This is a genomic window from Acidovorax sp. GW460-11-11-14-LB4, assembly GCF_059423685.1.
Window position 1 is genome coordinate 1 of record NZ_JBWKYJ010000072.1, and the last position, 23,879, is coordinate 23,879.

Consider the following 23,879-nt stretch of genomic DNA (forward strand, 5'->3'; position numbering starts at 1 on the left):
GTCTTCCATGCCCCCCCCACCGCCCACGGAAGGCGCACAGGCCCGCGCGCGGCTGCTACACGCCGCCTTGCGCCTCTTTGCCGAAAACGGCTTTGCCAAGGCGTCCATCCGCGACATTGCCCAGGCGGCGGGTGTCAACCCGGCCTCCATCAGCTACTACTTCGGCGACAAGAACGGGCTGTACCGCGCAGCGTTCACCGAACCCATGGGCAGCCCCATCGCCGTGGATGCCTGGCCGGACACTTTGCCAGCGTTCATCGATCTGCTGATCCAGAGTTTCATGCAGCCCCTGCACGAAGGTGATCTGGTCGAGCTGTGCATGCGCCTGCACTTTCGCGAAATGCTGGACCCCACCGGGCTGTGGCAGCAGGAGCTGGAGTGCGAGATCAAGCCTGCCCACGCCGCGCTCGTCGGCCTGCTGTGCAAGGAGTTCGGCCTGAAAGCTGCCGATGACGATGTGCACCGCCTGGCCATGGCCATCACCGCCCTGGCGCTGCAGTACTACGTGGGCCGCGACGTGGTGCAGGCCGTGCGCCCCGGCCTCACCGCCACGCCGCGGGGGCTGGCCGCCACCACATCGCGGCTGGTGGACTTTGCCCAGTTCATGGTGGACGGGGAACGTCAGCGCCGCGCTGCGGCCCGCGCGGCCGCCCCCGCCAAAAAAACCTCCTCTCCCCGTACCCCAGAGTGACTTGCACATGCGACTGATCTCACACAAACCCTTGTGGCTGGCGCTGGTCCTGCCACTGGTGGCCTGCTCCACCACCGCACCACCTGCGCAGGTATCGGCACCCGCACCTGCGGCCTGGAACGCGCCCTTGCCGCACCAGGGCTCCCTCACGGGCATGGCCCGCTGGTGGACCCAGCTGCAAGACCCGCTGCTGGTCGAGCTGATCGACGCCGCCCAGGCCGTGAGCCCGGGCATCGCGCAGGCCCAGTCGCGCATTGCACAGGCCCGCGCCACGCAGGTGGGCAGCCGGGCGGCGTTGCTGCCTTCGCTCGACGCACAGGCCAGCGCCAGCCGGGGCTTCAACGACCAGCTGGCGCGCGTGGCGACCACCTCGCAGGCGGGGCTGCAGGCAAGCTGGGAGCTGGACCTGTTTAGCGCCAACCGCGCCGCCAAAACCGCTGCCGATGAGCGGCTGGCCGGCGCGCAGGCACTGTGGCACGAGGCGCGCGTGAGCGTGGCAGCCGAGGTGGCACAGCAGACCAGCAGCATCCGCACCTGCCTGGCCCAGCAACAGGTGGCCGAGCGCGATGCGCAGTCCCGTAGCGAAACGTCCCGTCTGTCCCAGCTCAGCGAACGTGCGGGCTTTACTGCGCCCGCCACGGCCGCACTGGCACGCGCCAGCGCCGCCGAGGCCCAGGCCCGCGCCTCACAGCAACGCATGCAATGCGATGTGGAGGTCAAGGCCCTGGTGGCGCTCACCGGCTGGGAAGAACCCACGCTGCGCACCCGGCTGGCCCAGCCGGTGGCTGCGGCCCCGGACGCTTTGTTCACCATTGACGCACTGCCCGCCCAGGTGCTGACCCAGCGCCCCGATGTGTACAACGCCGAGCGCGAAGTGGCTGCCGCCAGTGCGGACGTCGCCAGCGCCCAGGCCCAGCGCTACCCGCGGCTGACCCTCAGCGGCAGCGTGGGCGTAGCCCAGGTGCGCACGGGGGGCGTGACCACCGACCTGAACACCTGGACCATAGGCCCGCTGGCGCTCAGCGTGCCGATCTTTGACGGCGGCCGCCGCGCCGCGCAGACCGATGCGGCGCAGGCCCGCTACGACGAGGCAGCGTCGCAGTACCGCGCCAAGGTGCGCCAGGCCGTGAGCGAGGTCGAGCAAGCCCTGGTGCGCCTGCAAAGCACGGCCGAGCGCAGTGCCAGTGCACGCACGGCGGCGGAGGGTTACCGGGCATCGTTCGACGCGACCGAGGCGCGCTGGCGCGGCGGCTTGGCCAGCCTGGTGGAGCTGGAGGACGCCCGGCGCATGGCGCTGGCCGCCGACAACGCGCTGATCGCGCTGCAGCACGAGCGCCAGACCGCCTGGATTGCGCTGTACCGCGCCGCCGGTGGTGGGTGGAAGCTATGAGACACCCCTCTGAGGCGCTTTGCGCCTCGTCTGCGCATCGCCGGTTTCAAGCGCAGTGGGCGACGCCCAACACCATGCACAGCTGATATGAACTCCCCAGGACAGATGCACATGCAACACTCCTCTTTCTCCTTCAAGTTTTCCCCCACCGCCCTCGCCGTGATCGCCGCCTGCGTGCTGGCCACGGGCGGTGCGCTGGTTTTCTCGGGCGCATCGCGTGCCGCCGATGAACCCAAGGCGGGCCAGCCCCGGCCTGCGCTCACCGTCAGCACGGCACAGCCACAGCGCATGCAGGTGCCGCTGCGCCTGGCGGCCAACGGCAACATCGCCGCGTGGCAAGAGGCGAGCATTGGGGCTGAGAGCAACGGCCTGCGCCTGACCGAAGTGCGTGTGAACGTGGGCGATGTGGTCAAGGCCGGGCAGGTGCTGGCCACCTTCTCGGCCGACACGATGCTGGCCGATGTGGCCCAGAGCCGCGCCAGCCTGCTCGAAGCCCAGGCCAATGCGGCCGAGGCCGCCGCCAATGCCGACCGCGCCCGCTCGTTGCAAGCCACGGGCGCACTCAGCCAGCAGCAGATCCAGCAGTTCACCACGGCTGAGCAAACCGCCCAGGCCCGCGTGGAAGCGTCCAAGGCCGCGCTGAACGCGCAGCAGCTGCGCCTCAAATACACGCAGGTGGTGGCGCCTGACAGCGGCGTGATCTCGGCCCGCACCGCCACCGTGGGCGCGGTGGTGGGGGCAGGCACGGAGCTGTTCCGCATGGTGCGCAAGGGCCGCCTGGAGTGGCGCGCCGAGGTCACGTCCACCGAGCTGCGGCGCATCCAGCCCGGGGCCAAGGTCAGCGTCACCGCCGCCAGCGGCGCCGTGGCCGAGGGCACCGTGCGCATGGTCGCACCCACGGTGGACCCGCAAACGCGCAATGCGCTGGTCTACGTGGACCTGCCCGCCAACACCGACTTCCGTGCCGGGATGTTTGCGCGGGGCGAGTTCGCACTGGGCAGCAGCGACGCACTCACCGTGCCACAAGAGGCGCTGGTGGTGCGCGACGGGTTCTCGTACGTGTTTGTGTTGGGCGGAGACCAGCGCGTGCAGATGCGCAAGGTCCAGACCGGCCGCCGCGTGGCCGACCGGGTCGAGGTGCTGTCGGGCCTGGACGCTGGCGCCTCCGTCGCCGTGCGCGGTGCGGGCTTTTTGAACGATGGCGACCTGGTGCGCGTGGCGGCCCCTGCGGCGGCGCCAGCGGCTGGCAAGCAGTCCTCCAGCCAGCATTTCATGCAAAAAGTGCCTGTAGCGCTAGTGAATCATGCGCAAAAAGCTATCAATTAAGGAGCATTCCACATGAATGTGTCCACCTGGTCCATCAAGAACCCCATACCGGCACTGATGCTGTTTGTGCTGCTGACCTTCGGCGGCCTGCTGTCCTTCAACGCCATGAAGGTGCAGAACTTTCCCGACATCGACCTGCCCACGATCTCCGTGACCGTGGCGCTGCCGGGCGCCTCGCCCGCGCAGCTGGAGAACGACGTGGCGCGCAAGATCGAGAACAGCATCGCCACGCTGCAGGGCCTCAAGCACATCTACACCAAGGTGCAGGACGGCGGCGCCACCATCACCGCCGAGTTCCGACTGGAGAAGCCCACGCAGGAGGCGCTGGACGACGTGCGCTCCGCCGTGGCCCGTGTGCGCGGCGACCTGCCGGGTGACGTGCGCGACCCCATCGTGACCAAGATGGACCTCGCCGCGCAGCCCGTGCTGGCCTTCACCATCGCGTCGGCCCGCATGGACGACGAGGCGCTGTCCTGGTTTGTGGACGACGCCGTGGCCAAGAAGCTGCTCACTGTGCGCGGCGTGGGCGCCGTCAATCGCGTGGGCGGTGTGCAGCGCGAGGTGCATGTGGCACTCGACCCGGTCAAGCTGCAGTCCCTGGGCGCCACGGCGGCCGATGTGTCACGCCAGCTGCGGCTGGTGCAGACGGAGAGTGCCGGCGGCCGCACCGACCTGGGCGGCAGCGAGCAGCCGGTGCGCACGCTGGCCACGGTGCAGTCGGCGCAGGAGCTGGCGGGCCTCACGCTGGCACTGTCGGACGGCCGCCACGTGCGGCTGGACCAGGTGGCCACGGTGACAGACACCATCGCCGAGCCCCGCGCGCTGGCCCTGCTCAACGGCAAGCCGGTGGTGGGCTTCGAGGTGGCCCGCAGCAAGGGCGCGAGCGAAGTCGAAGTGGGCGCTGCCGTGCAGGCGGCCCTGCAGGAGATGCGCGCGCAGCACCCGGACCTGGAAATCACGGAGGCCTTCAACTTCGTGCAGCCCGTGCAGGAGGAATACGATGGCTCCATGCACCTGCTGTACGAAGGCGCGCTGCTGGCCGTGCTGGTGGTGTGGCTCTTCCTGCGCGACTGGCGCGCCACCTTCGTGTCGGCCGTGGCGCTGCCGCTGTCGGTGATCCCGGCGTTCATCGGCATGTACTGGCTGGGCTTCTCGATCAACGTGATCACGCTGCTGGCGCTGTCGCTGGTGGTGGGCATCCTGGTGGACGACGCCATCGTGGAAGTCGAGAACATCGTGCGCCACCTGCGCATGGGCAAGACGCCCTACCAGGCGGCCATGGAGGCGGCCGATGAGATCGGCCTGGCCGTGATCGCCACCACCTTCACGCTGATCGCGGTGTTTCTGCCTACGGCGTTCATGAGCGGCATTGCGGGCAAGTTCTTCAAGCAGTTTGGCTGGACGGCGTCGCTCGCGGTGTTTGCCAGCCTGGTGGTGGCACGCCTGCTCACGCCCATGATGGCGGCCTACATCCTCAAGCCCATCGTGGGCGACCACAAGGACCCGCGCTGGATGACGGTGTACCTGCGCTGGGCCGCGTGGTGCATCAAGCACCGGTGGATGACCTTCATTGCCACGGCGGCCTTTTTCATCGGCTCGCTGGCGCTGATCCCGCTGCTGCCCACGGGCTTCATCCCGCCGGACGACAACTCGCAGACCCAGGTGTACCTGGAGCTGCCACCCGGCGCCACGCTGGCGCAGACACGTGCCGTGGCCGAAGACGCGCGCCAGCGCATCGCCAAGGTGGAGCATGTGCAAAGTGTGTACACCACCATCGGCGGCGGCTCGGCCGGCACTGATCCTTTCATGGGCGGCGCCAGCACCGAAACGCGCAAGGCCACGTTGACTATCTTGCTGTCCGAGCGCGGCGACCGTCCGCGCAAGCAGGGCATCGAGAACCAGATCCGCGCCGCGCTGGAGACGCTGCCTGGCGTGCGCAGCAAGGTGGGCCTGGGCGGCTCGGGCGAGAAGTACGTGCTGGTGCTCACGGGCGACGACCCGCAAGCGCTGACCACGGCCGCATTGGCGGTCGAGAAAGACCTGCGCACCATCCCCGGCCTGGGCAGCATCTCGTCCACCGCCAGCCTGGTGCGCTCCGAAATTGCCGTGCGCCCCGACTTTGCCCGCGCCGCCGACCTGGGCGTGACCAGCAGCGCGATTGCCGAAACGCTGCGCATTGCCACTGTGGGCGACTACGACGTGTCGCTGCCCAAGCTCAACCTGGCCGCGCGCCAGGTGCCCATCGTCGTCAAGCTGCAGGACGATGCGCGCAAGGACCTGTCGCTGCTGGAGCGCCTGCCCGTGCCCGGCGCCAAGGGCCCGGTGATGCTGGGCCAGGTGGCCACGCTGGAGTTCAGCGGCGGCCCGGCCGTGGTGGACCGCTACGACCGCGCGCGCAACGTGAACTTCGAGATCGAACTCTCGGGCCAGCCGCTGGGCGACGTGACCAAGGCGGTCGAAGCGCTGCCCTCCATCCAGAACCTGCCAGCCGGCGTGCGCCAGATCACCATTGGCGACGCTGAGATGATGGGCGAGCTGTTTGCCAGCTTTGGCCTGGCCATGCTCACCGGCGTGCTGTGCATCTACATCGTGCTGGTGCTGCTGTTCAAGGACTTCCTGCACCCGGTGACCATCCTGGCGGCGCTGCCGCTGTCGCTGGGTGGCGCGTTTGTGGGGCTGCTGATTGCGCAGAAGAGCTTCTCGATGCCCTCGCTCATCGGGCTGATCATGCTCATGGGCATTGCCACCAAGAACTCCATCCTGCTGGTGGAGTACGCCATCCTGGCGCGGCGCGAGCACGGCATGACGCGCTTTGAGGCGCTGATCGACGCCTGCCACAAGCGCGCACGGCCCATCATCATGACCACGCTGGCCATGGGCGCGGGCATGCTGCCCATCGCCATCGGCCTGGGTGCTGCGGACGCGAGCTTTCGCTCGCCCATGGCGGTGGCGGTGATTGGTGGACTCATCACCTCCACGCTGCTGAGCCTCCTGGTGATTCCGGCGGTGTTCACCGGGGTGGACGACCTGGGGCAAGGGTTCGGCCGGCTGGCCCGCCGCCTGCGCGGGGGGCGCCATGCCCCGGGCGCACCGGCGGCCCCCACAGCCACAGCCACGGCGCAACCAGCACCTCCCTCTGCCCCCTGACGCCAAGTCTTGGCGCGCCCCCCCCGGCGTGAGCCCAAAAAGCAGGGCAATCACGGGGGTCGCGCGGGCTTTGGCGGGAGGTAGCCGTCGGATAATGCAACGCGCACCATGAACCTCGTCAGCCTCAACATCGAATCCATCCAGCTGGGCCATCCCCTGCCTTTTGTGCTGCGGGGGGCCGACGGCGTGTTGCTGGCGCAAAAGGGCTATGTGATCCGCACCCGCGACGAACTGGCCAAGCTGGTCGAACGCGGGCGCGAGCTGTGTGTGGACACTGACGAATCCGGCGGCAGCCACCGCGCCTACCTGGCGCAGCTGCAGCGCATGCTGATCGCCGACACCAACCTGGGCGAGATCGCCGCTATGAAGATGACGGCCGGCGAGCAGGCCGCCGCAGCGGCCGCTGCGCGTGCGGGCAAAACCCTGCCCGACTGGCCCGAGCTGCAGTTGCGCGCCACGCAGCTGCTGCGCGCCCCGTCGCCCAGCGACTTTGGCGGGCGGTTTCAGGCGCTGCACGACGAGCTGGTGCGCCATTGCGAACAGACGCCCGACGCCACGCTGCTGGCACTGATCTATCTCTCGGCCCAGGAAACGCGCATGTACAGCGCCACGCATTCCATGCTGGTCAGCTGCGTGTGCATGGTGGTGGCCCGCGAGATGCTGCGCTGGCCCAGCGGCCGGGTGCAGCAATTGGGGCACGCAGCGCTGAGCATGAACATCGCCATGACCGAGCTGCAGGACCAGTTGGTGCTGCAGACCCAGCCCCTCACCGCGACCCAGATTGCCGCCGTGGAAGACCACGCGGCGCGGTCCGAGGCGCTGCTGCGCCATCTGGGCGTGGCCGACCCGGTGTGGCTGGAGGCCGTGCGCTGCCACCACCACCGCACGCCCGGGCCCCTGGCCAAAAAGACCGAAGCCCAGCAAATGGCCCGCCTGCTGCAGCGCGCCGACATTTTCGGCGCCCGCCTGGCCCCCCGCGCCGCACGGCTGCCCATGCCTGTCACTGCCGCCATGCAGGCAAGTTACTACGACGAAGAACACCAGGTGGACGAGGCCGGCGCCACCCTCGTCAAGACCCTGGGCGTCTACCCCCCCGGTGCCTTTGTCCGCCTGGCCAGCCGTGAAGTGGGCGTGGTCATCCGCCGGGGCACCACCGCCACCACCCCCCGCGTGGCCGTGGTGACCAACCGCGACGGCATGGCCACGGGCGAGCCCATTCCCCGCGATACGGGCATGCCGCCCTGGAAGGTCACCGGTGTGGTGGCTTTCAAGGACGTGCGGGTCAACCTGTCGCTGGACCGCCTGCTGCAGATGGTCTGACGCCTGGGAGGGCGCTCCGAGCCCCCCGGTTCTGCGTGCCGCCGCTGTCGGCGGCGAACAACACATCCCCTGTTTTGGGCATTGAGCGGCCCCTCATGCCTTGCTCCTGGTGCCTAGTGCCTGGCACCGGGTCTGACGCCACGCTCGCCCCTGTCCCTGCCGGGTGATCGGCCGGCGCCGTTTGGGCTGCACGGCCGTTTTGCCCCCCTCACCCCGTTGCTTCCGAAATCTGAATCCAAATGCGTTCGCACCACGTAAACCATCCAGTACAAATAAAAACTCATGTGGACAAAAAATGATGAAATGGTTAAATTGGCCGCACTCACTGCCCAAAGTCCTATGAACCGCCTTACAAGACTCCTCTCGACAGCCACCGCGCTGGCGGCCTGGCTGCTGCTGGCGCCCGCCGCCCAAGCGGCCGATGCGCCTGCAGCGTGCCCGGCCACGCTGCAGCACACCTTTCCGCGCCTGCAGGACGAAAAGCCGCAGTCGCTTTGCCAGTACAGCGGAAAAGTGGTTCTGGTGGTCAACACGGCCAGCTTCTGTGGCTTTACCGGCCAGTACAAGGGGCTGGAAGAGCTGTATGCCCGCTACAAGGACAAGGGGCTGGTGGTGCTGGGCTTCCCGTCCAACGACTTTGCCCAGGAAAAAGGCAGCAACAAGGAAATCGCCGACTTCTGCGAAAACACCTTCGGGGTGAAATTTCCCATGTTTGCCAAAAGCAGCGTGAAGGGCCCCGAAGCCTCGCCGCTGTACCAGCAACTGGCGCAGCTGTCGGGCACAGCGCCCCGCTGGAACTTCCACAAATACCTGCTGGGCCGCGACGGCAAGCTGGTGGACAACTACTCCAGCCTGACCGGGCCGGACAACAAGGGCCTGGTGCGTGCCATCGAACAGCAGCTCGCCCTGCCCACACCCCGGTGAGCGCAATGACTTCTTTACATTTCTTGAAAAAAAATACAGGCGCCCTCTGGAACTTCGCCGGAGCGGCCTCACTCTATCCATTGCGCAAGACGATTGCGCAGCGTACAGTTTTAATGTTGCGAAGCCTTTCGGGCCCCTGGGTTCCGACTGACCTCCTGGAGCGCTTCTCCTCCCTCCCTCTCTTATTCGTTTCGGGACGCTTCGCAACCTTTTTATTCCGTGCACCGGCCAGAGGGAGCCGGTCATGAAAATCGCCATCATCGGCTCCGGCATCTCCGGGCTCTCCGTCGCGCACCAGCTGCGCGGCCAGGCGGACATCACGCTGTTTGAGGCGGGCGACTACTTTGGCGGCCACACCCACACCGTCGATGTCACCCTGCCCGATGCGTCAGGCGCCCCGGTCACCCACGGCGTGGACACCGGCTTTCTGGTGTTCAACGAGCGCACCTACCCGCACCTGATCCGCCTGCTGGCCGAGTTGGGCGTGGAGACCGCCAAATCCGACATGTCGTTCTCGGTGCAGGTGCCGGGCGCCCTGAGCGGCCCTGGCGGCGGCCGCGCGCTGGAATGGAGCGGCACCAACCTCAACACCGTGTTTGCCCAGCGTTCCAACCTGGTCAACCCGCGTTTTCTGGGCATGCTGCGCGACCTGCTGCGCTTCAATAAGCTGTGCACGCGCATTGCCGAAAAGCAGGCCGAGGCCGCGCTGATGCAGCCCCTGGGAGACTTCTTGCGCGAGCACCGCTTTGGCGACGCCTTCCGCGACTGGTACTTCCTGCCCATGCTGGGCTGCATCTGGAGCTGCCCCACCGACCAGATGCTGAAGTTCCCCGTGGCCACCATGATCCGGTTCTGCCACAACCATGGCCTGATCCAGGTGAGCAACCGCCCGCAGTGGTGGACGGTGTCCGGCGGAGCGCGCCACTACGTGGACAAGATCGTGGCGGGCATTGCCGACAAGCGCCTGAACACCCCCGTGCGCCGCATCGAGCGCGATGCCGCCGGCGTGCGCGTGGTGACTGCAGGCCACAACACCGAGCACTTTGACAAGGTGGTGCTGGCCACCCATTCGGACCAGTCGCTCGCCCTGCTGGCCCAGCCCACGCCGCACGAGCGCGCGGTGCTGGGTTCCATTCGCTACCAGGCCAACCGCGCTGTCCTGCACACCGATACGTCCGTGCTGCCGGCGCGCCGCGCCGCCTGGGCCGCGTGGAACTACGAACGTGCGCCGCAACGCAGCCGCGAGTCGGCCCGCGTGTGCCTGCACTACCTCATCAACCAGCTGCAGCCCGTGCCCTTTGCGCAGCCCGTGGTGGTGTCGCTGAACCCGGTGCGCGACATAGCGCCCGAACACGTGATCGGCAGCTACGAATACGCCCACCCGGTGTTCGACATGGCCGCCATCCGCGCGCAGCAGCAGGTGGGCAAGCTGCAAGGGCAGCAGCACACCTGGTTCTGCGGCGCCTGGACGGGCTACGGCTTCCACGAAGACGGCCTCAAATCGGGCCTGGCCGTGGCCGAGCAATTGCTGGCAGCCCTGCCAGCCCCCCTGGCGGAGGCTGCGTGAGCCACGCGCCGGCCCCCACCGCAGCGCCCCTGATCGGCTTCGGCCAGGTGCGCCACACGCGGCTGCGGCCCCGGCGGCATGCGTTCGCCTACCCCACGTTTTTCCTGATGCTGCCGATGCGCAGCCTGCCCGACATGCGTGGTGAGCTGGCTGTGAACCGGCGTGGCGCCATCAGCTTCCATGACGTGGACCACGGCGACGGCCGCAGTGCTGCGCAGGGCGGGGCGCTGGCCTGGCTGGACGAGTTGCTGCGCACCGAAGGCATCACCGACGCCACGGGTGAGGTGTGGCTGCACTGCTACCCCCGTGTGCTGGGCTACACCTTCAAACCCGTGAGCTTCTGGTACTGCCACCGCGCGGACGGCCACCTACGCGCTATCGTGGTGGAAGTGAACAACACCTTTGGCGAGCGCCACTGCTACCTGCTGGATGCGCCGCAGTACGGCGTAGAACAGCAGGCACGCAAGGTATTCCACGTGTCGCCGTTCTGCGAGGTGAGCGGCGGTTACCGCTTTCGTTTCATGCGCACCGAGGCCGGTGCACAGGACGCAGGCCGCACCGTGGTGCGTATCGACCACGACGACGACACCGGCCCGCTCATCCAGACCAGCGTGAGCGGCACCCTGCAGGCCATCACCGCACAGACCCTGCGCCAGGCGCTCTGGGGCTACCCCGCCATGACGCTGGCCATCATTGCCCGCATCCACTGGCACGCGCTGCAGCTGTGGCTCAAGCGCGTGCGTTTCCATCGCAAGCCCGAGGCGCCTGCCTCCATCGTGACCCGTTGATCTCCATGTCGTTCCAGCCCCGCGAGACCGCCGCCATGAACTCCACCACCGCCACCCGCTCCGACCGCAACGCGCAGGCCCTGCCCGCAGGCACTCCGGCAGCCGCCCGCACCGCGCTCAGGCTGCTGCAGCGCCTGCAGCACGGCCACCTCACGGTGCAGTTGCCTGACGGCACCTTGCAGCACTTCGGGCATGGCGATGGCCCGTCGGCGGCGATCACGCTCAAGAACTGGAATGTCTGCAGCGCAGCGCTCAAGTCGGGCGACATCGGCTTTGCCGAGAGCTACATCGCGGGCGACTGGACCACCCCGCACCTGACCGATCTGCTCAAGCTCTTCATCGCCAACCGCCAGCAGGTGGAAGGCGTGATCTACGGCACCTGGGCCGGCCGGCTGCTGTACCGCATCAAGCACCTGCTCAACCGCAACACCCGCGCCAACAGCCAGAAGAACATCCACGCCCACTACGACCTGGGCAACGCGTTCTACGAACTCTGGCTGGACGACACGATGAACTACTCGTCCGCCTGGTTCGAAGGCGATGCAGGCGGCGACATGCGCGCTGCCCAGCACGCCAAGGTGCGGCGCGCGTTGCGCATGGCCGGTGTGCAGCCAAATTCCCGGGTGCTGGAGATCGGCTGTGGCTGGGGCGCGCTGGCCGAGATGGCGACCGTCGAATTCGGCGCCCACCTGACGGGCGTGACACTCTCCACCGAGCAGCTCGCCTTCGCGCAAAAGCGCATGGCGCAGCAAGGGGTGGCCGAGCACGCCGACCTGCGCCTGCAGGACTACCGCGACATCCAGGACGGCCCGTACGACGCCATCTGCTCCATCGAGATGGTCGAGGCCGTGGGCCGCGAATACTGGCCCACCTACTTCCAGTCGGTACACCGGCTGCTCAAGCCCGGTGGCAAGGCCTGCATCCAGAGCATCGTCATCGACGACAGCCTGTTTGAGCGCTACATCAGCTCCACGGATTTCATCCAGCAGTACATCTTCCCGGGTGGCTGCCTGCCGTGTCCGCGCGAGTTCCGCCGCGAAGCCGAGGCGGCAGGTCTGCGCGTGGTCGACGAGTTTGCGTTTGGCCAGGACTACGCCGAAACCCTCAAGCGGTGGCGCGAGCGCTTCCTCGCGCAGCGCACGCAGATCCTGCAGCTGGGGTTTGACGAGCGCTTCATGCACATCTGGGAGTTCTACCTGGCGTATTGCGAGGCTGCGTTTGCGATGAGCAACATCGACCTGGTGCAGTACACCCTGGCCAAGGACTGACAATTGCTATGAAAAATATAGCTGCTACCGCAATATTCACTAGCGCATTGATGGCTTTTGGCCCTCAAAACGCGCTGGCGCAGGTTGCAGAGGCCAGCGCAGCCGCCGCAGCCCCGTTGTCGGGGGCCCGCCTGGTGGGCCAGGGCGTGTTGCGGTTTCTGGGGTTTGAGATCTACCGTGCGCGGCTGTGGGTGCAGCCCGGTTTTGATGCCGACAACTACGCCGCCCACCCCCTGGCGCTGGAGCTGACTTACCACCGCGATTTTTCGGCCGAGGCCATTGCCAAGCGCTCCATCGAAGAGATGCGCCGCGTGGGCAGCTTCACGCCGCAGCAGGCCGCGCGCTGGCAGCAGGCACTGACCGCCGCGCTGCCGGATGTGAAGGCTGGCGACCGGCTGCTGGGCCTGTACCAGCCCGGCACGGGCGCCGTGTTCAAGATGGGCGGGCGTGTGGTGGGCGAAGTGCCTGACGCCGAGTTCTCGCGCCTGTTCTTCGGCATCTGGCTGTCGCCGCAGACCTCCGAACCCGGACTGCGGCAAGAGCTGATCGCGGCCACCCGCACTGCGGGACAAGGGCAGCAATGACCTCCACCACGCCCATGCGCGCCAGCCAAGGCCTGGCCTATGGGCTGCTGGGCCTGCCGCTGGCTTTTGTGGCGCTGCCGCTGTATGTGCTGTTGCCCAACCATTACGCCCGCGAGTTCGGCATGCCACTGGCCACGCTGGGCTCGGTGCTGCTGGCGGCGCGGCTGTTCGACGCGGTGTCGGACCCGCTGCTGGGGCGTCTGTCCGATTACCTGTTCGGCCGCTCGGTGCGCGCCGTGCTGGCGGTGGGCGCGGTGTCGGCCGTGGTGCTGGCACTGGGGCTGACCAGCCTGTTCTTTCCATGGGTGCGTGGGGCGGATGCACTGATTGCCTGGGCGCTGGTGGCACTGCTTATCACCTACACGGCCTATAGCCAGCTGGGCATTGCGCACCAGTCCTGGGGCGCACGGCTGGGCGGCGACGAGCTGCAGCGCGGCCGCATCGTGGCCTGGCGTGAGGGCGCCGCGCTGGTGGGCGTGGTGCTGGCTTCGGTGCTGCCCGCGCTGCTGGGCCTGCCGGTGATGCTCAGTGTGTTTGCCCTCACCCTGCTGCTCGGCTGGTGGGCGTGGACCAGAGCCCCACGCCCCGCAGACCATGCTGAGGCCATGGCGGGCGTGTACCGCCCGGCACAGCGCGCCAGCCTGTGGCGGCCCTGGGGACGGGCTGCCTTTCGCCGCCTGCTGGCCGTGTTCATGCTCAACGGCATCGCCAGTGCCATCCCGGCCACGCTGGTGCTGTTCTTCATTCAAGACCGCCTGCAGGCCCCGCCGGCGCAGGAGCCCATGTTCCTCGCAGCCTATTTTGTCTGTGCGGCGCTGTCCATCCCGCTGTGGCTGCGTGCCGTGGCGCGCTGGGGCCTGGCGCGCACCTGGCTTGCGGGCATGCTGCTGGCGATTGCCGTGTTTGTGTGGACGGCGTTTCTGGGTGCTGGTGATGTGTTGCCGTTCATGGTGGTCTGCGCTCTGTCGGGTGTGGCCCTGGGCACGGACCTGGCCCTGCCCAGCGCCCTGCTGACGGGCGTGATCGCAGCCGAGGGCGACAGCGGCCGGCACGAGGGCGCGTACTTCGGCTGGTGGAACTTTGCCACCAAGCTCAACCTGGCCCTGGCAGCAGGCCTGGCGCTGCCCCTGCTGGGCTGGCTGGGCTACACGCCGGGCACGCGCAGCGATGACGGCCTGCAGACACTGGGCCTGGCCTACGCCGTGCTGCCCTGCGCGCTCAAGCTGGCGGCAGCAGCAGCGCTGTACGTCCTTTTTCTGCGGCACCCACGCGGTGCGGCGATGGCTGGAACCTGACACCCATACCCCCAAGGCACAACCCATGATGCAAAGACGCCTCCTCCTCTCCGCCGCTATGGCTGCGCCCGTGGTGCTGTCCGGCTGCGCCAGCCAGAACCTGGATGGCTACGCCACCGAGAAACCGGTGCTGGACCTGGCCCAGTATTTCAACGGCAAGATCGACGCCTACGGCATCTTCCAGGACCGCAGCGGCCAGATCGTCAAACGCTTCACCGTGGTGATGGACTGCAGCTGGAAAGGCAACGAGGGCGTGCTGGATGAAGCCTTCACCTACTCCGACGGCACCACACAGCGCCGCATCTGGCGCCTGACCAAGCACGCGGACGGCCGTTACACCGGCACCGCCGACGATGTGGTGGGCACGGCCAACGGCCAGACGCGCGGCAACGCCTTCCGCTGGAACTACACGCTGGCCCTGCCGGTGGATGGCAAGGTCTACAACGTGGACCTGGACGACTGGATGTACCTCATCGACGACCGGGTGATGCTCAACCGCGCCACCATGACCAAGTTCGGCGTGCGCCTGGGCGAGATCACGCTGTCCTTCACCAAACGCGCACCATGAGCCTCAACCCTCCCTTGCGCGACTGGCAGGGCCGCCGTGCCTGGCTCATCGGGGCCAGCAGTGGCATTGGCCGGGCCACCGCAGCCGCGCTGCATGCGCGCGGTGCGCAGGTCATCGTGTCGGCGCGCAGCGGTGATGCACTGAACGCCTTTGTCGTGCAGCACCCCGGAAGCATGGCGCTGGCTTTTGACACTGCCGAACCGGCACAGGTGCAGGCCGCCGCAGCGCAGGTGCTCGCGGGAGGGGCGCCCGACCTGGTGTGCTACTGCGCGGGCTACTACCGCGACATGCGCGCCACCGACTTCGATCTGGCCGTGATGCTGCGCCATGAGCAGATCAACTACAACGGCGTGCTGCACGTGCTGGCCGCCGTGTTGCCCGCCATGCTGGCCACAGCGGAGGCTGGGCGCCCAGGCCACGTGAGCCTGATCAGCAGCGTGGCAGGCTTTCGCGGCCTGCCCAAGAGCCTGGCCTATGGGCCCACCAAGGCGGCCCTCATCAACCTGGCCGAGGCGCTGTACTTGGACCTGCACGACCTGGGCATGGGCGTGAGCGTGATCAACCCTGGTTTTGTGGCCACGCCACTCACGGCGGGCAACGACTTCACCATGCCGGCCCTCATCTCACCCGAAGCAGCAGCGGCGGCCATCGTGCAGGGCTGGGAGCGGGGGCATTTCGACATCCACTTCCCCAAGCGTTTCACACGCGTGATGAAGCTGCTGCGGCTGTTGCCGTACCGTTGGTACTTCCCCGCCGTTCGCCGCTTCACAGGCCTTTGACTTTTGCGATGCAGCCCCCGAACACATCCCCGTCCACCGAAGAAGCCGTCACGCGCGTTGTCGCATTCTTTGAAAACCTCTCGCCTGCCGACATAGCGGCCATTGGCCATTTCTACGCACCACAGGCGCGCTTCAAGGACCCCTTCAACGAGGTGCAGGGCGTGCCTGCCATCCAGGCCATTTTTGCCCACATGTTCGAGGCGCTGGAGCAGCCGCGTTTTGTGGTCACCGGCCGGGTGGTGCAGGGCACGCAGTGCTTCTTGACCTGGGACTTCCTGTTCGCGTTCAAGGACTTTCACAAGGGCGTGACGCAGACGGTGCGTGGTGCCTCGCACCTGGTGCTGGACGAACAGGGTCTGGTGACGCTGCACCGCGACTACTGGGATGCGGCCGAAGAGCTGTACGAAAAGCTGCCCGTGGTGGGCGCACTGATGCGCTGGCTCAAAAAGCGCGCCAACAGCTAGGGATCCGCTGCACGCATCGAGCGGTAAGTGGGCGCTGTGGATCGGAATGGTCTGCTAGGCGCAAAACGCAGCACCAGCTGTCGCTATTGCGAAGTGTTGCAACACCGCAGGCTGCCCGAGACCGCAGATGCTCGCGGCGCGGCGATTCGTGCACAGGGTCCCCGGGGCCTGCTCACCCTCTTCACCCCACTGCCCGGATGCGCAAATGCCCGGGCAAGGGCACTGCGCGTTGCAACACGCCTTCGGCCAGCCACAGCGCACTGTTCCACGCCCGTTGCGCCACATAGGGCAGAGGCAGCTGCTGGTAGTCGTCGTTGAAGACCTCGAAGCTGTAATCGCCCTGGTAGCCCATGCCGTCCAGCGTGCGTACCAGTTCGGCCAGCGCCTTGCTGTGCACGCCTTCGCCAGGGAACACGCGAAAGTGCCGTGCGGTCTCGATGCGCTCTTGCACTGTGCGCGTTTCCTGCCACATGAAGTCGGACAGCTGTACGAGGTAGATCTTGGCGGGGTCCACGTCCTCCAGCGCCGCGAGCGGCGTGCTGGTGGCGAACTGGTGGTACGAATCAATGGCCAGCCCGAGGTTGGGGCAATCGGCCTGTTCCACGGCGGCCCAGGCCTGGTGCACCTCGTTGATGTGGCGGCCCCAGGAGAGGCCCTCAAACGCCACGCGGATGCCATGGGGCAGCGCCAGCAGGGCCAGCTTGCGCAGGTCGCGCGCAATCGCATCGGCGTCAGACGTGGCGTGCGAAGACGTGGAGCTGCATGCCAGCAGCACGGGCGCGCCCAGGTCGCGCGCCATCAGGATCATCTGCTTGGCGATGTCCACCTTGTAGCTGTGCAGATGGCCCGACAAGCCTTCAAAATCGCGCAGCACCTGGAAGCCCGTCACCCGCAGGCCGCTGCTGCGCACGGCGTGCACGGCGGCCTCGATGCCTTCGGGGTGGCCCACGATGTCGCGTGCGGCCAGCATGATCTGGCCAAATCCGGCGGCCTTGACGGCGGCGAGCTTGGCCTCCAGCGGGCCGGCCAGGCTGATGGTGTCCATGCCAAAGTCGGCGACGTTGCGTTGCATGGTGGATGTGCGCATGGGGCAGTCTCCAGGCTCAGCGTGCGTCCAGCACCAGTTCGAAGCTGGGTGCGCCGGCATCTGCGCGGGTGAGGGCGCCGCGCGTGCCCGTGTGCACGCCGGTGGGGGACTCGACGAAGTCCACGCCGCGCTCGCGCAGCGCTTGCACCGTGGCCAGCACGTCGGGGGCGCCAAAGGCCACGCGTTGCAGCAACTCTTCGGGGTCGGCTTCCAGCGCATCGACCAGCGGTTCGATGAGCTGCCAGTGCAGCGTGCCACAGGGGCTGGCCAGGATGCGGCCGTGGGTGAGTACGCCAAACGACTGGTCCGGTGCCAGCTCGGCGAAGCCAAACAGTTCCCTGTAGAAGTGGATCCAGTCATCCCCACGGCCCAGGCCGATGTACTGCACCACGCCAAACAGGTGCAGGCCCTGCAGCGCGGGCGGGCGCTGGTTGACGGTGGGGATGGGCACAAAGTCCACGTCGTAGATGGAGAACTCCTTCCAGCGGTCGACAAAGTAGATGCGGCTGGCACCCACCCCGTGGATGGCGGGGATGTTCAGCTCCATCACCTCGACCTCGGTGTGCACGGCCCAGGCGCCCAGTTCCAGCACCCGGCGGTAGGCCGCGGCCGCATTGCCCACGCGAAAAGCAATGGCGGCGAGCACCGGCGCTTCGGTGAGCGCGGGCGGGGCGTGCACGCCGGTGAGCTCGTTGTCCTGGTGGGCGTTGACGATGATGTTCATGTCGCCCTGGCGGTACAGCAGCACCTCGCGCGAGCGGTGGCGTGCCACAGGCTGAAAGCCCATGCGCTCCAGCGCCTGGCCCAGGGCCTGCGGACGGCTGGTGGCGTATTCGATGAACTCCACGCCCTGCAAGCCCAGGGGGTTGGGCAGTTCGCCCAGAGTTTCGCGGGCGGCCATCATCGGGGTGCTCATGGTGTCGGCTCCTTGGGGGTTGCAGCGGGCAGCGGCATCAGCGCGTGCTGACCAGGCGGCGGAAATGCGCATCCATGCGCGCCGCGTCGGGCGCCTCGCCGGTGAACAGTTCGAACGCGCCCACGGCCTGGCCCACAGCCATGCCACCGCCGTCGGATACCCGGCAGCCCAGCGCGCGTGCGGCCTGCACCAGGGCAGTGTCGAGCGGGAAATACACCACTTCGGACACCCACATCGGGGGCCGCAGCAGGGCCACATCGAGTGGCAGGCCGGGCAGTTTGTCCATGCCCGTGGGCGTGGCGTGGATCAGGCCTGTGGCCTGCGCCATGGCCGATTGGATGTCGGAGGCTTCGGCCCGGGCGCCGTACAGCGCATTCACATCGGCTGCCAGTTGAGCCGCACGCTCGGGCTGCGCATCGACGATGCTCAGGTGCTCAGCGCCCAGCCGTAGCACGGCGTGTGCAATCGCAGCGCCTGCACCGCCCGCGCCGAGCAGCACCACGCGGCGCAGGTCGGCGCCAGGCAGTGCGCGGGTAAAGCCCCAAGCCCAGCCCGATCCGTCGGTGTTGTGGCCCACGAGTTTTCCGCCCTGGATGACCACGGTGTTCACGGCGCCCATGGCGCGCGCTTCTTCGGACAGGCTGTCGAGGTGCGGAATCACCGCCTGCTTGCAGGGGTAGGTCACGTTGCAGCCCGCGTAGCCCATGATGCGCGCCGCCGACAACAGCGTGGGCAGATGCTCCGCCGAGGAAGCAGAGCGGTCAAGGTCGATGAGCTGGTAGTGCAGGCGCATGCCGTGATGGCGCGCTTCTTCTTCGTGCAGCGCGGGCGACAGCGATTTCTGGATACCGGCACCGATCAGTCCGATCAGCACCTTGCGGGGGCTTGTGGATGGCATGGCGGACGTGGGTGTGGTGACCGGGGGATCAAGCAGCTGGATGCTCATGGGGCGGGCGGGATACGGGGTGAATGCACGGCCGGGCGTGGCGGGGCCACTGGCAACCGTGCAGGGAGAGCAGCGTGGGGCTTACTTGCCGCCGCGCAGCTTGGCCAGCGTGGCGTAGACCTCTTTCACCGTCTCTGCGCCCACTTTTTCGCTGTGCTTTTCGACCACGGGTTTCACCTTGGCGCGCAGCTTGTCCAGCTCGGCAGGCGAGAACTCGGACACCTGCATGCCGGTCTTCTTGAGGTCTTCCAGCGCCACATTGGCCTGCACTCGCGACACACCGCGCTGGAAGGTGGTGGCTTCGGCCATGGCGTCGGTAAGCGCCTTCTGGTCAGCAGGGTTCAGGCTGTCCCAGAACTTCTTGCTCACGATCACGGCCTGGGGGTTGTACATGTGGCGCGTCACGGTCAGGTACTTCTGCACCTCCGCAAACTTGGACGACAGGATGGTGGAAAACGGGTTCTCCTGGCCGTCCACGGCCTTCTGCTCCATGGCCGTGTACAGCTCAGGGAAGGGCATCGGCACGGCATTGGCGCCCAGCGCGTTGAACATGTCGATGTAGATGGGCGACTGGATCACGCGGATCTTGAGGCCTGCAATGTCTTCAGCCTTGGTGATGGGGCGCTTGCTGTTGGTGAGGTTGCGAAAGCCCAGCTCCCAATAACCCAGGCCCACCAGGTTCTTGGCCTGCAGCTTGTCGAGCAGCTTCTTGCCGAAGGGACCATCCGTCACGGCATCGGCCTCTTGGGGCGTAGCGAACAGGAAGGGGAAGTCGTAGATGCCGAATTCCTTGGCCTGGGCCGACAGAATGCCCGCGTTGAGCACCGTCATCTCCACCGTGCCACCTTGCAGCGCCGACACGGTCTGCAGGTCGCCGCCCAGCGTGCCGCCGGGGAAGAGCTTGACGGCAATGCGGCCGTTGGTCTTGGCCGCCACCAGGTCGGCAAACTTCTGCGCGCCCTGGGCCTGCGGGTGGTCCTTCTGGTTCTGGAAGGCGAACTTGATGGTGCGCTCCTGCGCGTGCGCAGCGGGCAGCAGCGATGCGGCGACGAGGGCCGTGGCGAGCAGGGTCTTGAGCAGCTTCATGGGATGGTCTCCTTGGTTTTTGGGCAGGCAGAAACGGTAGGCGCGAGAGGGAGGGTCAGCCCCCCAGCAGGCGCAAGGGCACGAGAACGATGGACGGGAACAGAACCAGCAGGAACATAACGATGAACTGCGCCACCATGAACGGCATGACACCCCGGGTGACCTGCGACATGGAAATGCGGCCCACCCCGGCCACCACATTGAGCACGGTGCCCACCGGTGGTGTGATGAGGCCAATGGCGTTGTTGATGATGAACAGCACGCCGAAGTACACCGGGTCAATGCCCGCGGCCTTCACCACCGGCATCAGCACGGGCGTGAGGATGAGGATGGTCGGCGTCATGTCCATCGCGGTGCCCACCACCATGACCAGCACCATGATGGCGATCAGCAGCAGCGTCTGGTTGCCCATGAAAGGCTCCAGCATGCCGATGACAGCGGACGGAAGATCGGCCACGGTGATGAGCCAGGCCGACACCATGGCAGCTGCGACCAGGAACATGACCACGGCACTGGTGCGTGCGGAGGTCTGGAAGATATCCACCAACTGGCGCAAGGTCAGCTCGCGGTACACGACCATCGCGACAAACAACGAGTACACGGCGGCCACCACAGCAGCCTCGGTGGGTGTGAACACCCCCATCCGCAGACCCACCAGGATGATGATGGGCAGGCCCAGGGCCCACACGGCTTCGCGCAGCGCCAGCAGCAGCTCGGCGCGCGTTGCGCGCTTTGGCGGCGCCACGTTCTCGCGCCGCACCAGCCACCACCACGTCACAGCCAGCGAGAGCCCCAGCAGCACGCCAGGAACAATGCCCGCCAGGAACAGCTTGCTGATGGACACGTTGGCGGCCACGCCAAAGATCACAAAGCCGATCGAGGGCGGTATCACTGGCGCGATGATCCCGGCGGAGGCAATCAAGCCCGCCGAACGCTCCTTGTTGTGCCCCGCAGCCACCATCATGGGCAGCAGCAGCGACGCCAAGGCCGCCGCGTCCGCCACGGCCGAGCCCGACACTGCCGCCAGGATCACGGCCGCCATGATGGCCACGTAGCCCAGGCCACCGGGGACATGGCCTACCACGGTGAGCGCCAGCTTCACGATGCGCTTGGACAGCCCGCCCACATTCATGATCTCGCCCGCCAGCATGAAGAACGGCACGGCCAGCAGCGGGAAGCTGTCCGCGCCGTTGATCACGTTCTGTGCCAGGATCTGCGCGTCGAACAGGTCGAGATGCCACATCAGCGCCACACCGCAGATCAGCAGCGCGTAAGCGATGGGGACACCGATCGCCATGGCAAGCAGCAGGGAGCCCAGGAAGATGGTGACGGTCATGGTGCGCGTTCCAGTGCAAAAGAGGGATCAGTGGCGTGTGCCCGCCGAGGGAGGGGTGGCACTGGCGTCTTCCGTGCGGTGTTGCAGTGCCGCGAGTTCTTCGCTTTCCTGCACCATGACCAGCTCATGCTCGCCCAACGGCACAAAGAGCGTGCGCAGCAGATCGCGGACCAGAATGGCAATGGCTGATGCGCCCATGAGCACACCGCTGGCATAGAAGATGCCCACGGACGCTCCGGTCACCGGCGCTTCGGTGTCGGCATTGATCAGCATCTGGGCCCAGCTGCCTTTGAGCAGCAGCCAGGAGACATACAGCATCGAGATCTGTGCGAGAACCAGGCAGACCTTCTTGCCCACAGCGGGCAGGCGGGACACCAAGACATCGGTGCCCAGGTGCCCATGCTCTCGCAAAGCCACCACGGCCCCCATGAAGGTCAGCCACACAAACAGCCATCGCGACAGCTCTTCGGACACCGTGATGCCCGAGTTCACCGTGTAGCGCAGCACCACGTTGCCAAACACCAGCACCACCATGATGGCCAGACACAGGCCGGAAAGCATGTCGAGTGCGCGGGTGTATCGCCCGAGCCAGCGGTCGGCCAGTGCAAGCATGGTGTCTCCAGTCGTTATCAGTTAGTGGATTTAATTTTGTACGAACTGGTTAGTATTTGATCTAGGTGCAAACCCTGCTCGCGAACAGCGGTAGGGCAGCACCGGGTGGCGCGGGGTGGGACCGCGACGGGTGGGTCAACCACGCCCGGCGAAGAGCGTCCTCCAGCTCATGGCCCTGAAGAACAGCGGGGTGCCATGCGCGAGGCGCGCCGGGGGGATTCGATTCAGGGCCGCAGAAAGCGCACGATCATTTCAATGATCGATTCACGGCGCTGCGCCGTGGCGGCAGGTGTATCCAACGAGCGCTTGAAGATCGCGCCAAAGGTGTGGCGGTTGGCCACGTTGAAAAAGCACAGCGCCGAGATCGACATGTGCAGATCGACAGGGTCCACATCCGGACGAAAAACCCCCGCTGCCACGCCGCGCTGGTACACATCGCGCACGGCATGGATGACCGGGATATTCAGTTCCTGGATGGTGGTGGACTGGGTGATGTACTCGCCCCGATGCATGTTCTCGTTCATGACCAGGCGGATGAAGTCGGGATTGGCGAGCTGGTAGTCCACCGTGAAACCGACCAGGGTGCGCAGGGCCTGCTCGGGCGCCAGGTCTTCGAGGTGCAGCTCGGACTCAATGCGCCGGATGCGGCGGTAGGCGTCTTCCAGCACCGCCACATACAGACCTTCCTTGCTACCAAAGTAGTAGTAGATCATGCGCTTGCTGGTGCTGGTCAGTGCCGCGATCTCGTCGATACGTGCCCCGGCCAGGCCCTTGTCGGCAAACTCGGCCGTGGCCACCTGCAGGATGTTGGCCATGGTGCGGTCTGGGTCGTTCACGCGCACCCGGTCGGCGCCCGGCGTGGCAGCGGCCTCGCGCGCGGCGCGCTGGCGGGTCGCCCTGGTACCAGCGGTGGGGGGTGGGTTTTGAACCATTTCGTTCATATGCCCGGGAGCATACGGCAAGCAGGGGACCAGACTGCACAAAGACCCGCGGCACTCTGCGGGAGGACGGACTCGCCGGAGCCTTTCAGCAGCCGAGCGACGGGGTCAGGCAGGCTTGGTGTCCGCGAAACTCGGGCGCTGCATCAGCTTGTCGAGCAGCTTGCCCAGGTTGGGGTACTCGCTGCGCCAGGCGATCTCGGGAAAGCGGAACTCCAGCCAACCCAGGGCGCAACCCACGGCGATGTCCGACAGGCTCAGGTGGATGCCGCTGCAATAGGGCTTGTCGCCCAGACCCTGGCTCATGGACTTGAGGCCATCGTTCACCTTGAGCAGTTGGCGGTCGATCCAGGCCTGGCTGCGTTCGCTGTCCTTGCGGTGCACCCAGGTGGCTTCCAGGCGGGCCAGGATGCCGGCATCCATAACGCCGTCGGCCAGGGCCTCCCAGGTTTTGACTTCGGCGCGCTCGCGGCCCTGGGAAGGGATGAGCTTGCCCACGGGCGACAGGGTGTCGAGATATTCGACGATGACACGCGAATCAAACACAGCCTCGCCGCCTTCCATCACCAGACAGGGTACCTTGCCCAGGGGGTTGGATGCGGAGATATGGGTGTCGTCTGCCCAGACGTTTTCTTGCACGAACTGGTAGTCGAGCTTTTTCTCAGCCATCACGATACGTACCTTGCGCACGTAGGGGCTGGCGGTGGCTCCGATCAATTTCATGGTGTGTCTTCCAGTGCGCGGGGAATGCTGAACAATTCGGGTTTGATTCTATCGACAGCGACCCGGCATGAGGCCGACTGATGCGCCGCCCCCACAAACCCCGCCGACCGGCCCCGCCTACAAT

General features: G+C 66.8%; 22 protein-coding genes. 14 read left to right on the plus strand and 8 right to left on the minus strand.

Features of this window, described 5'->3' with window-relative positions; genetic code table 11:
- From AC07X4_RS19955 to AC07X4_RS20020, 14 genes are all read left to right on the plus strand, one after another.
- A partial coding sequence (locus AC07X4_RS19955; RefSeq protein WP_494741050.1) for a CerR family C-terminal domain-containing protein occupies positions 1 to 691 on the plus strand: 691 nt, incomplete at its 5' end.
- A gap of 7 nt (positions 692 to 698) precedes the next feature.
- Positions 699 to 2,081 (plus strand): efflux transporter outer membrane subunit, encoded by a 1,383-nt coding sequence (locus AC07X4_RS19960; RefSeq protein ID WP_494741051.1) that lies wholly within the window; start codon positions 699 to 701, stop codon positions 2,079 to 2,081.
- 111 nt (positions 2,082 to 2,192) lie between these two features.
- The gene (locus AC07X4_RS19965) at positions 2,193 to 3,407 is read left to right on the plus strand and encodes an efflux RND transporter periplasmic adaptor subunit (protein ID WP_494741052.1); all 1,215 of its coding nucleotides are present in this window, start codon (positions 2,193 to 2,195) and stop codon (positions 3,405 to 3,407) included.
- A gap of 12 nt (positions 3,408 to 3,419) precedes the next feature.
- Positions 3,420 to 6,554, plus strand: coding sequence for an efflux RND transporter permease subunit (locus AC07X4_RS19970; RefSeq protein ID WP_494741053.1), 3,135 nt, complete (start codon positions 3,420 to 3,422; stop codon positions 6,552 to 6,554).
- 108 nt (positions 6,555 to 6,662) lie between these two features.
- Positions 6,663 to 7,874, plus strand: a complete 1,212-nt coding sequence (locus AC07X4_RS19975; RefSeq protein WP_494741054.1) for an HD-GYP domain-containing protein — start codon at positions 6,663 to 6,665, stop codon at positions 7,872 to 7,874.
- Between the two features lie 339 nt (positions 7,875 to 8,213).
- The gene (locus tag AC07X4_RS19980; protein ID WP_056742863.1) at positions 8,214 to 8,798 is read left to right on the plus strand and encodes a glutathione peroxidase; all 585 of its coding nucleotides are present in this window, start codon (positions 8,214 to 8,216) and stop codon (positions 8,796 to 8,798) included.
- Between the two features lie 244 nt (positions 8,799 to 9,042).
- Complete coding sequence (locus AC07X4_RS19985; RefSeq protein WP_494741055.1) at positions 9,043 to 10,365, plus strand: NAD(P)/FAD-dependent oxidoreductase; 1,323 nt, start codon at positions 9,043 to 9,045, stop codon at positions 10,363 to 10,365.
- Positions 10,362 to 11,153: a DUF1365 domain-containing protein gene (locus tag AC07X4_RS19990; RefSeq protein ID WP_494741056.1), complete on the plus strand. Its 792-nt coding sequence runs from the start codon at positions 10,362 to 10,364 to the stop codon at positions 11,151 to 11,153. Before AC07X4_RS19985 ends, AC07X4_RS19990 begins: the two co-directional genes overlap by 4 nt.
- Positions 11,154 to 11,188: 35 nt before the next feature.
- Positions 11,189 to 12,421, plus strand: coding sequence for a class I SAM-dependent methyltransferase (locus AC07X4_RS19995; protein ID WP_494741063.1), 1,233 nt, complete (start codon positions 11,189 to 11,191; stop codon positions 12,419 to 12,421).
- 8 nt (positions 12,422 to 12,429) lie between these two features.
- Positions 12,430 to 13,005: a chalcone isomerase family protein gene (locus tag AC07X4_RS20000; protein ID WP_494741057.1), complete on the plus strand. Its 576-nt coding sequence runs from the start codon at positions 12,430 to 12,432 to the stop codon at positions 13,003 to 13,005.
- Positions 13,002 to 14,300, plus strand: coding sequence for an MFS transporter (locus tag AC07X4_RS20005; RefSeq protein ID WP_494741058.1), 1,299 nt, complete (start codon positions 13,002 to 13,004; stop codon positions 14,298 to 14,300). The genes AC07X4_RS20000 and AC07X4_RS20005 overlap by 4 nt, the downstream gene beginning before the upstream one ends.
- A gap of 25 nt (positions 14,301 to 14,325) precedes the next feature.
- Positions 14,326 to 14,868: a DUF3833 domain-containing protein gene (locus AC07X4_RS20010; protein WP_494741059.1), complete on the plus strand. Its 543-nt coding sequence runs from the start codon at positions 14,326 to 14,328 to the stop codon at positions 14,866 to 14,868.
- Positions 14,865 to 15,647, plus strand: coding sequence for an SDR family NAD(P)-dependent oxidoreductase (locus AC07X4_RS20015; RefSeq protein ID WP_108497024.1), 783 nt, complete (start codon positions 14,865 to 14,867; stop codon positions 15,645 to 15,647). The genes AC07X4_RS20010 and AC07X4_RS20015 overlap by 4 nt, the downstream gene beginning before the upstream one ends.
- A gap of 8 nt (positions 15,648 to 15,655) precedes the next feature.
- Positions 15,656 to 16,111: a nuclear transport factor 2 family protein gene (locus AC07X4_RS20020; RefSeq protein ID WP_116748307.1), complete on the plus strand. Its 456-nt coding sequence runs from the start codon at positions 15,656 to 15,658 to the stop codon at positions 16,109 to 16,111.
- Positions 16,112 to 16,292: 181 nt separating this feature from the next.
- Here the strand turns inward: AC07X4_RS20020 and AC07X4_RS20025 are convergent, their stop codons facing one another.
- The 8 genes from AC07X4_RS20025 to AC07X4_RS20060 all read right to left on the minus strand — a co-directional run bounded on the left by AC07X4_RS20025 (position 16,293) and on the right by AC07X4_RS20060 (position 23,755).
- The gene (locus tag AC07X4_RS20025) at positions 16,293 to 17,198 is read right to left on the minus strand and encodes a sugar phosphate isomerase/epimerase family protein (protein WP_494741060.1); all 906 of its coding nucleotides are present in this window, start codon (positions 17,196 to 17,198) and stop codon (positions 16,293 to 16,295) included.
- 16 nt (positions 17,199 to 17,214) lie between these two features.
- On the minus strand, positions 17,215 to 18,114 hold the full coding sequence (locus AC07X4_RS20030) for a VOC family protein (RefSeq protein WP_494741061.1): 900 nt from the start codon (positions 18,112 to 18,114) through the stop codon (positions 17,215 to 17,217).
- Between the two features lie 37 nt (positions 18,115 to 18,151).
- Positions 18,152 to 19,060: a shikimate dehydrogenase gene (locus AC07X4_RS20035; protein WP_108497021.1), complete on the minus strand. Its 909-nt coding sequence runs from the start codon at positions 19,058 to 19,060 to the stop codon at positions 18,152 to 18,154.
- An 81-nt stretch (positions 19,061 to 19,141) separates the two neighbouring features.
- Positions 19,142 to 20,146: a TRAP transporter substrate-binding protein gene (locus AC07X4_RS20040; RefSeq protein WP_137749344.1), complete on the minus strand. Its 1,005-nt coding sequence runs from the start codon at positions 20,144 to 20,146 to the stop codon at positions 19,142 to 19,144.
- 55 nt (positions 20,147 to 20,201) lie between these two features.
- Positions 20,202 to 21,482 (minus strand): TRAP transporter large permease, encoded by a 1,281-nt coding sequence (locus AC07X4_RS20045; protein WP_015016272.1) that lies wholly within the window; start codon positions 21,480 to 21,482, stop codon positions 20,202 to 20,204.
- Positions 21,483 to 21,509: 27 nt separating this feature from the next.
- Positions 21,510 to 22,094, minus strand: a complete 585-nt coding sequence (locus AC07X4_RS20050) for a TRAP transporter small permease (RefSeq protein ID WP_494741062.1) — start codon at positions 22,092 to 22,094, stop codon at positions 21,510 to 21,512.
- Between the two features lie 224 nt (positions 22,095 to 22,318).
- On the minus strand, positions 22,319 to 23,035 hold the full coding sequence (locus AC07X4_RS20055) for a TetR/AcrR family transcriptional regulator (protein ID WP_056056579.1): 717 nt from the start codon (positions 23,033 to 23,035) through the stop codon (positions 22,319 to 22,321).
- A 105-nt stretch (positions 23,036 to 23,140) separates the two neighbouring features.
- Positions 23,141 to 23,755, minus strand: coding sequence for a glutathione S-transferase N-terminal domain-containing protein (locus tag AC07X4_RS20060; protein ID WP_056742845.1), 615 nt, complete (start codon positions 23,753 to 23,755; stop codon positions 23,141 to 23,143).
- Positions 23,756 to 23,879 lie beyond the last annotated feature (124 nt).

Excerpts from the sequence above, each read along its gene's own strand:
- AC07X4_RS20000 (WP_494741057.1), top strand. The coding sequence starts at position 12,430 with ATGAAAAATATAGCTGCTACCGCAATATTCACTAGCGCATTGATGGCT.
- AC07X4_RS20030 (WP_494741061.1), bottom strand. The coding sequence starts at position 18,114 with ATGAGCACCCCGATGATGGCCGCCCGCGAAACTCTGGGCGAACTGCCC.
- AC07X4_RS19980 (WP_056742863.1), top strand. The coding sequence starts at position 8,214 with ATGAACCGCCTTACAAGACTCCTCTCGACAGCCACCGCGCTGGCGGCC.
- AC07X4_RS20015 (WP_108497024.1), top strand. The coding sequence starts at position 14,865 with ATGAGCCTCAACCCTCCCTTGCGCGACTGGCAGGGCCGCCGTGCCTGG.
- AC07X4_RS19970 (WP_494741053.1), top strand. The coding sequence starts at position 3,420 with ATGAATGTGTCCACCTGGTCCATCAAGAACCCCATACCGGCACTGATG.
- AC07X4_RS19965 (WP_494741052.1), top strand. The coding sequence starts at position 2,193 with ATGCAACACTCCTCTTTCTCCTTCAAGTTTTCCCCCACCGCCCTCGCC.
- AC07X4_RS20050 (WP_494741062.1), bottom strand. The coding sequence starts at position 22,094 with ATGCTTGCACTGGCCGACCGCTGGCTCGGGCGATACACCCGCGCACTC.
- AC07X4_RS19960 (WP_494741051.1), top strand. The coding sequence starts at position 699 with ATGCGACTGATCTCACACAAACCCTTGTGGCTGGCGCTGGTCCTGCCA.
- AC07X4_RS20060 (WP_056742845.1), bottom strand. The coding sequence starts at position 23,755 with ATGAAATTGATCGGAGCCACCGCCAGCCCCTACGTGCGCAAGGTACGT.
- AC07X4_RS20045 (WP_015016272.1), bottom strand. The coding sequence starts at position 21,482 with ATGACCGTCACCATCTTCCTGGGCTCCCTGCTGCTTGCCATGGCGATC.
- AC07X4_RS19975 (WP_494741054.1), top strand. The coding sequence starts at position 6,663 with ATGAACCTCGTCAGCCTCAACATCGAATCCATCCAGCTGGGCCATCCC.
- AC07X4_RS19985 (WP_494741055.1), top strand. The coding sequence starts at position 9,043 with ATGAAAATCGCCATCATCGGCTCCGGCATCTCCGGGCTCTCCGTCGCG.
- AC07X4_RS20035 (WP_108497021.1), bottom strand. The coding sequence starts at position 19,060 with ATGAGCATCCAGCTGCTTGATCCCCCGGTCACCACACCCACGTCCGCC.
- AC07X4_RS20025 (WP_494741060.1), bottom strand. The coding sequence starts at position 17,198 with ATGCGCACATCCACCATGCAACGCAACGTCGCCGACTTTGGCATGGAC.
- AC07X4_RS20020 (WP_116748307.1), top strand. The coding sequence starts at position 15,656 with ATGCAGCCCCCGAACACATCCCCGTCCACCGAAGAAGCCGTCACGCGC.
- AC07X4_RS19995 (WP_494741063.1), top strand. The coding sequence starts at position 11,189 with ATGAACTCCACCACCGCCACCCGCTCCGACCGCAACGCGCAGGCCCTG.
- AC07X4_RS20055 (WP_056056579.1), bottom strand. The coding sequence starts at position 23,035 with ATGAACGAAATGGTTCAAAACCCACCCCCCACCGCTGGTACCAGGGCG.
- AC07X4_RS20005 (WP_494741058.1), top strand. The coding sequence starts at position 13,002 with ATGACCTCCACCACGCCCATGCGCGCCAGCCAAGGCCTGGCCTATGGG.
- AC07X4_RS20010 (WP_494741059.1), top strand. The coding sequence starts at position 14,326 with ATGATGCAAAGACGCCTCCTCCTCTCCGCCGCTATGGCTGCGCCCGTG.
- AC07X4_RS20040 (WP_137749344.1), bottom strand. The coding sequence starts at position 20,146 with ATGAAGCTGCTCAAGACCCTGCTCGCCACGGCCCTCGTCGCCGCATCG.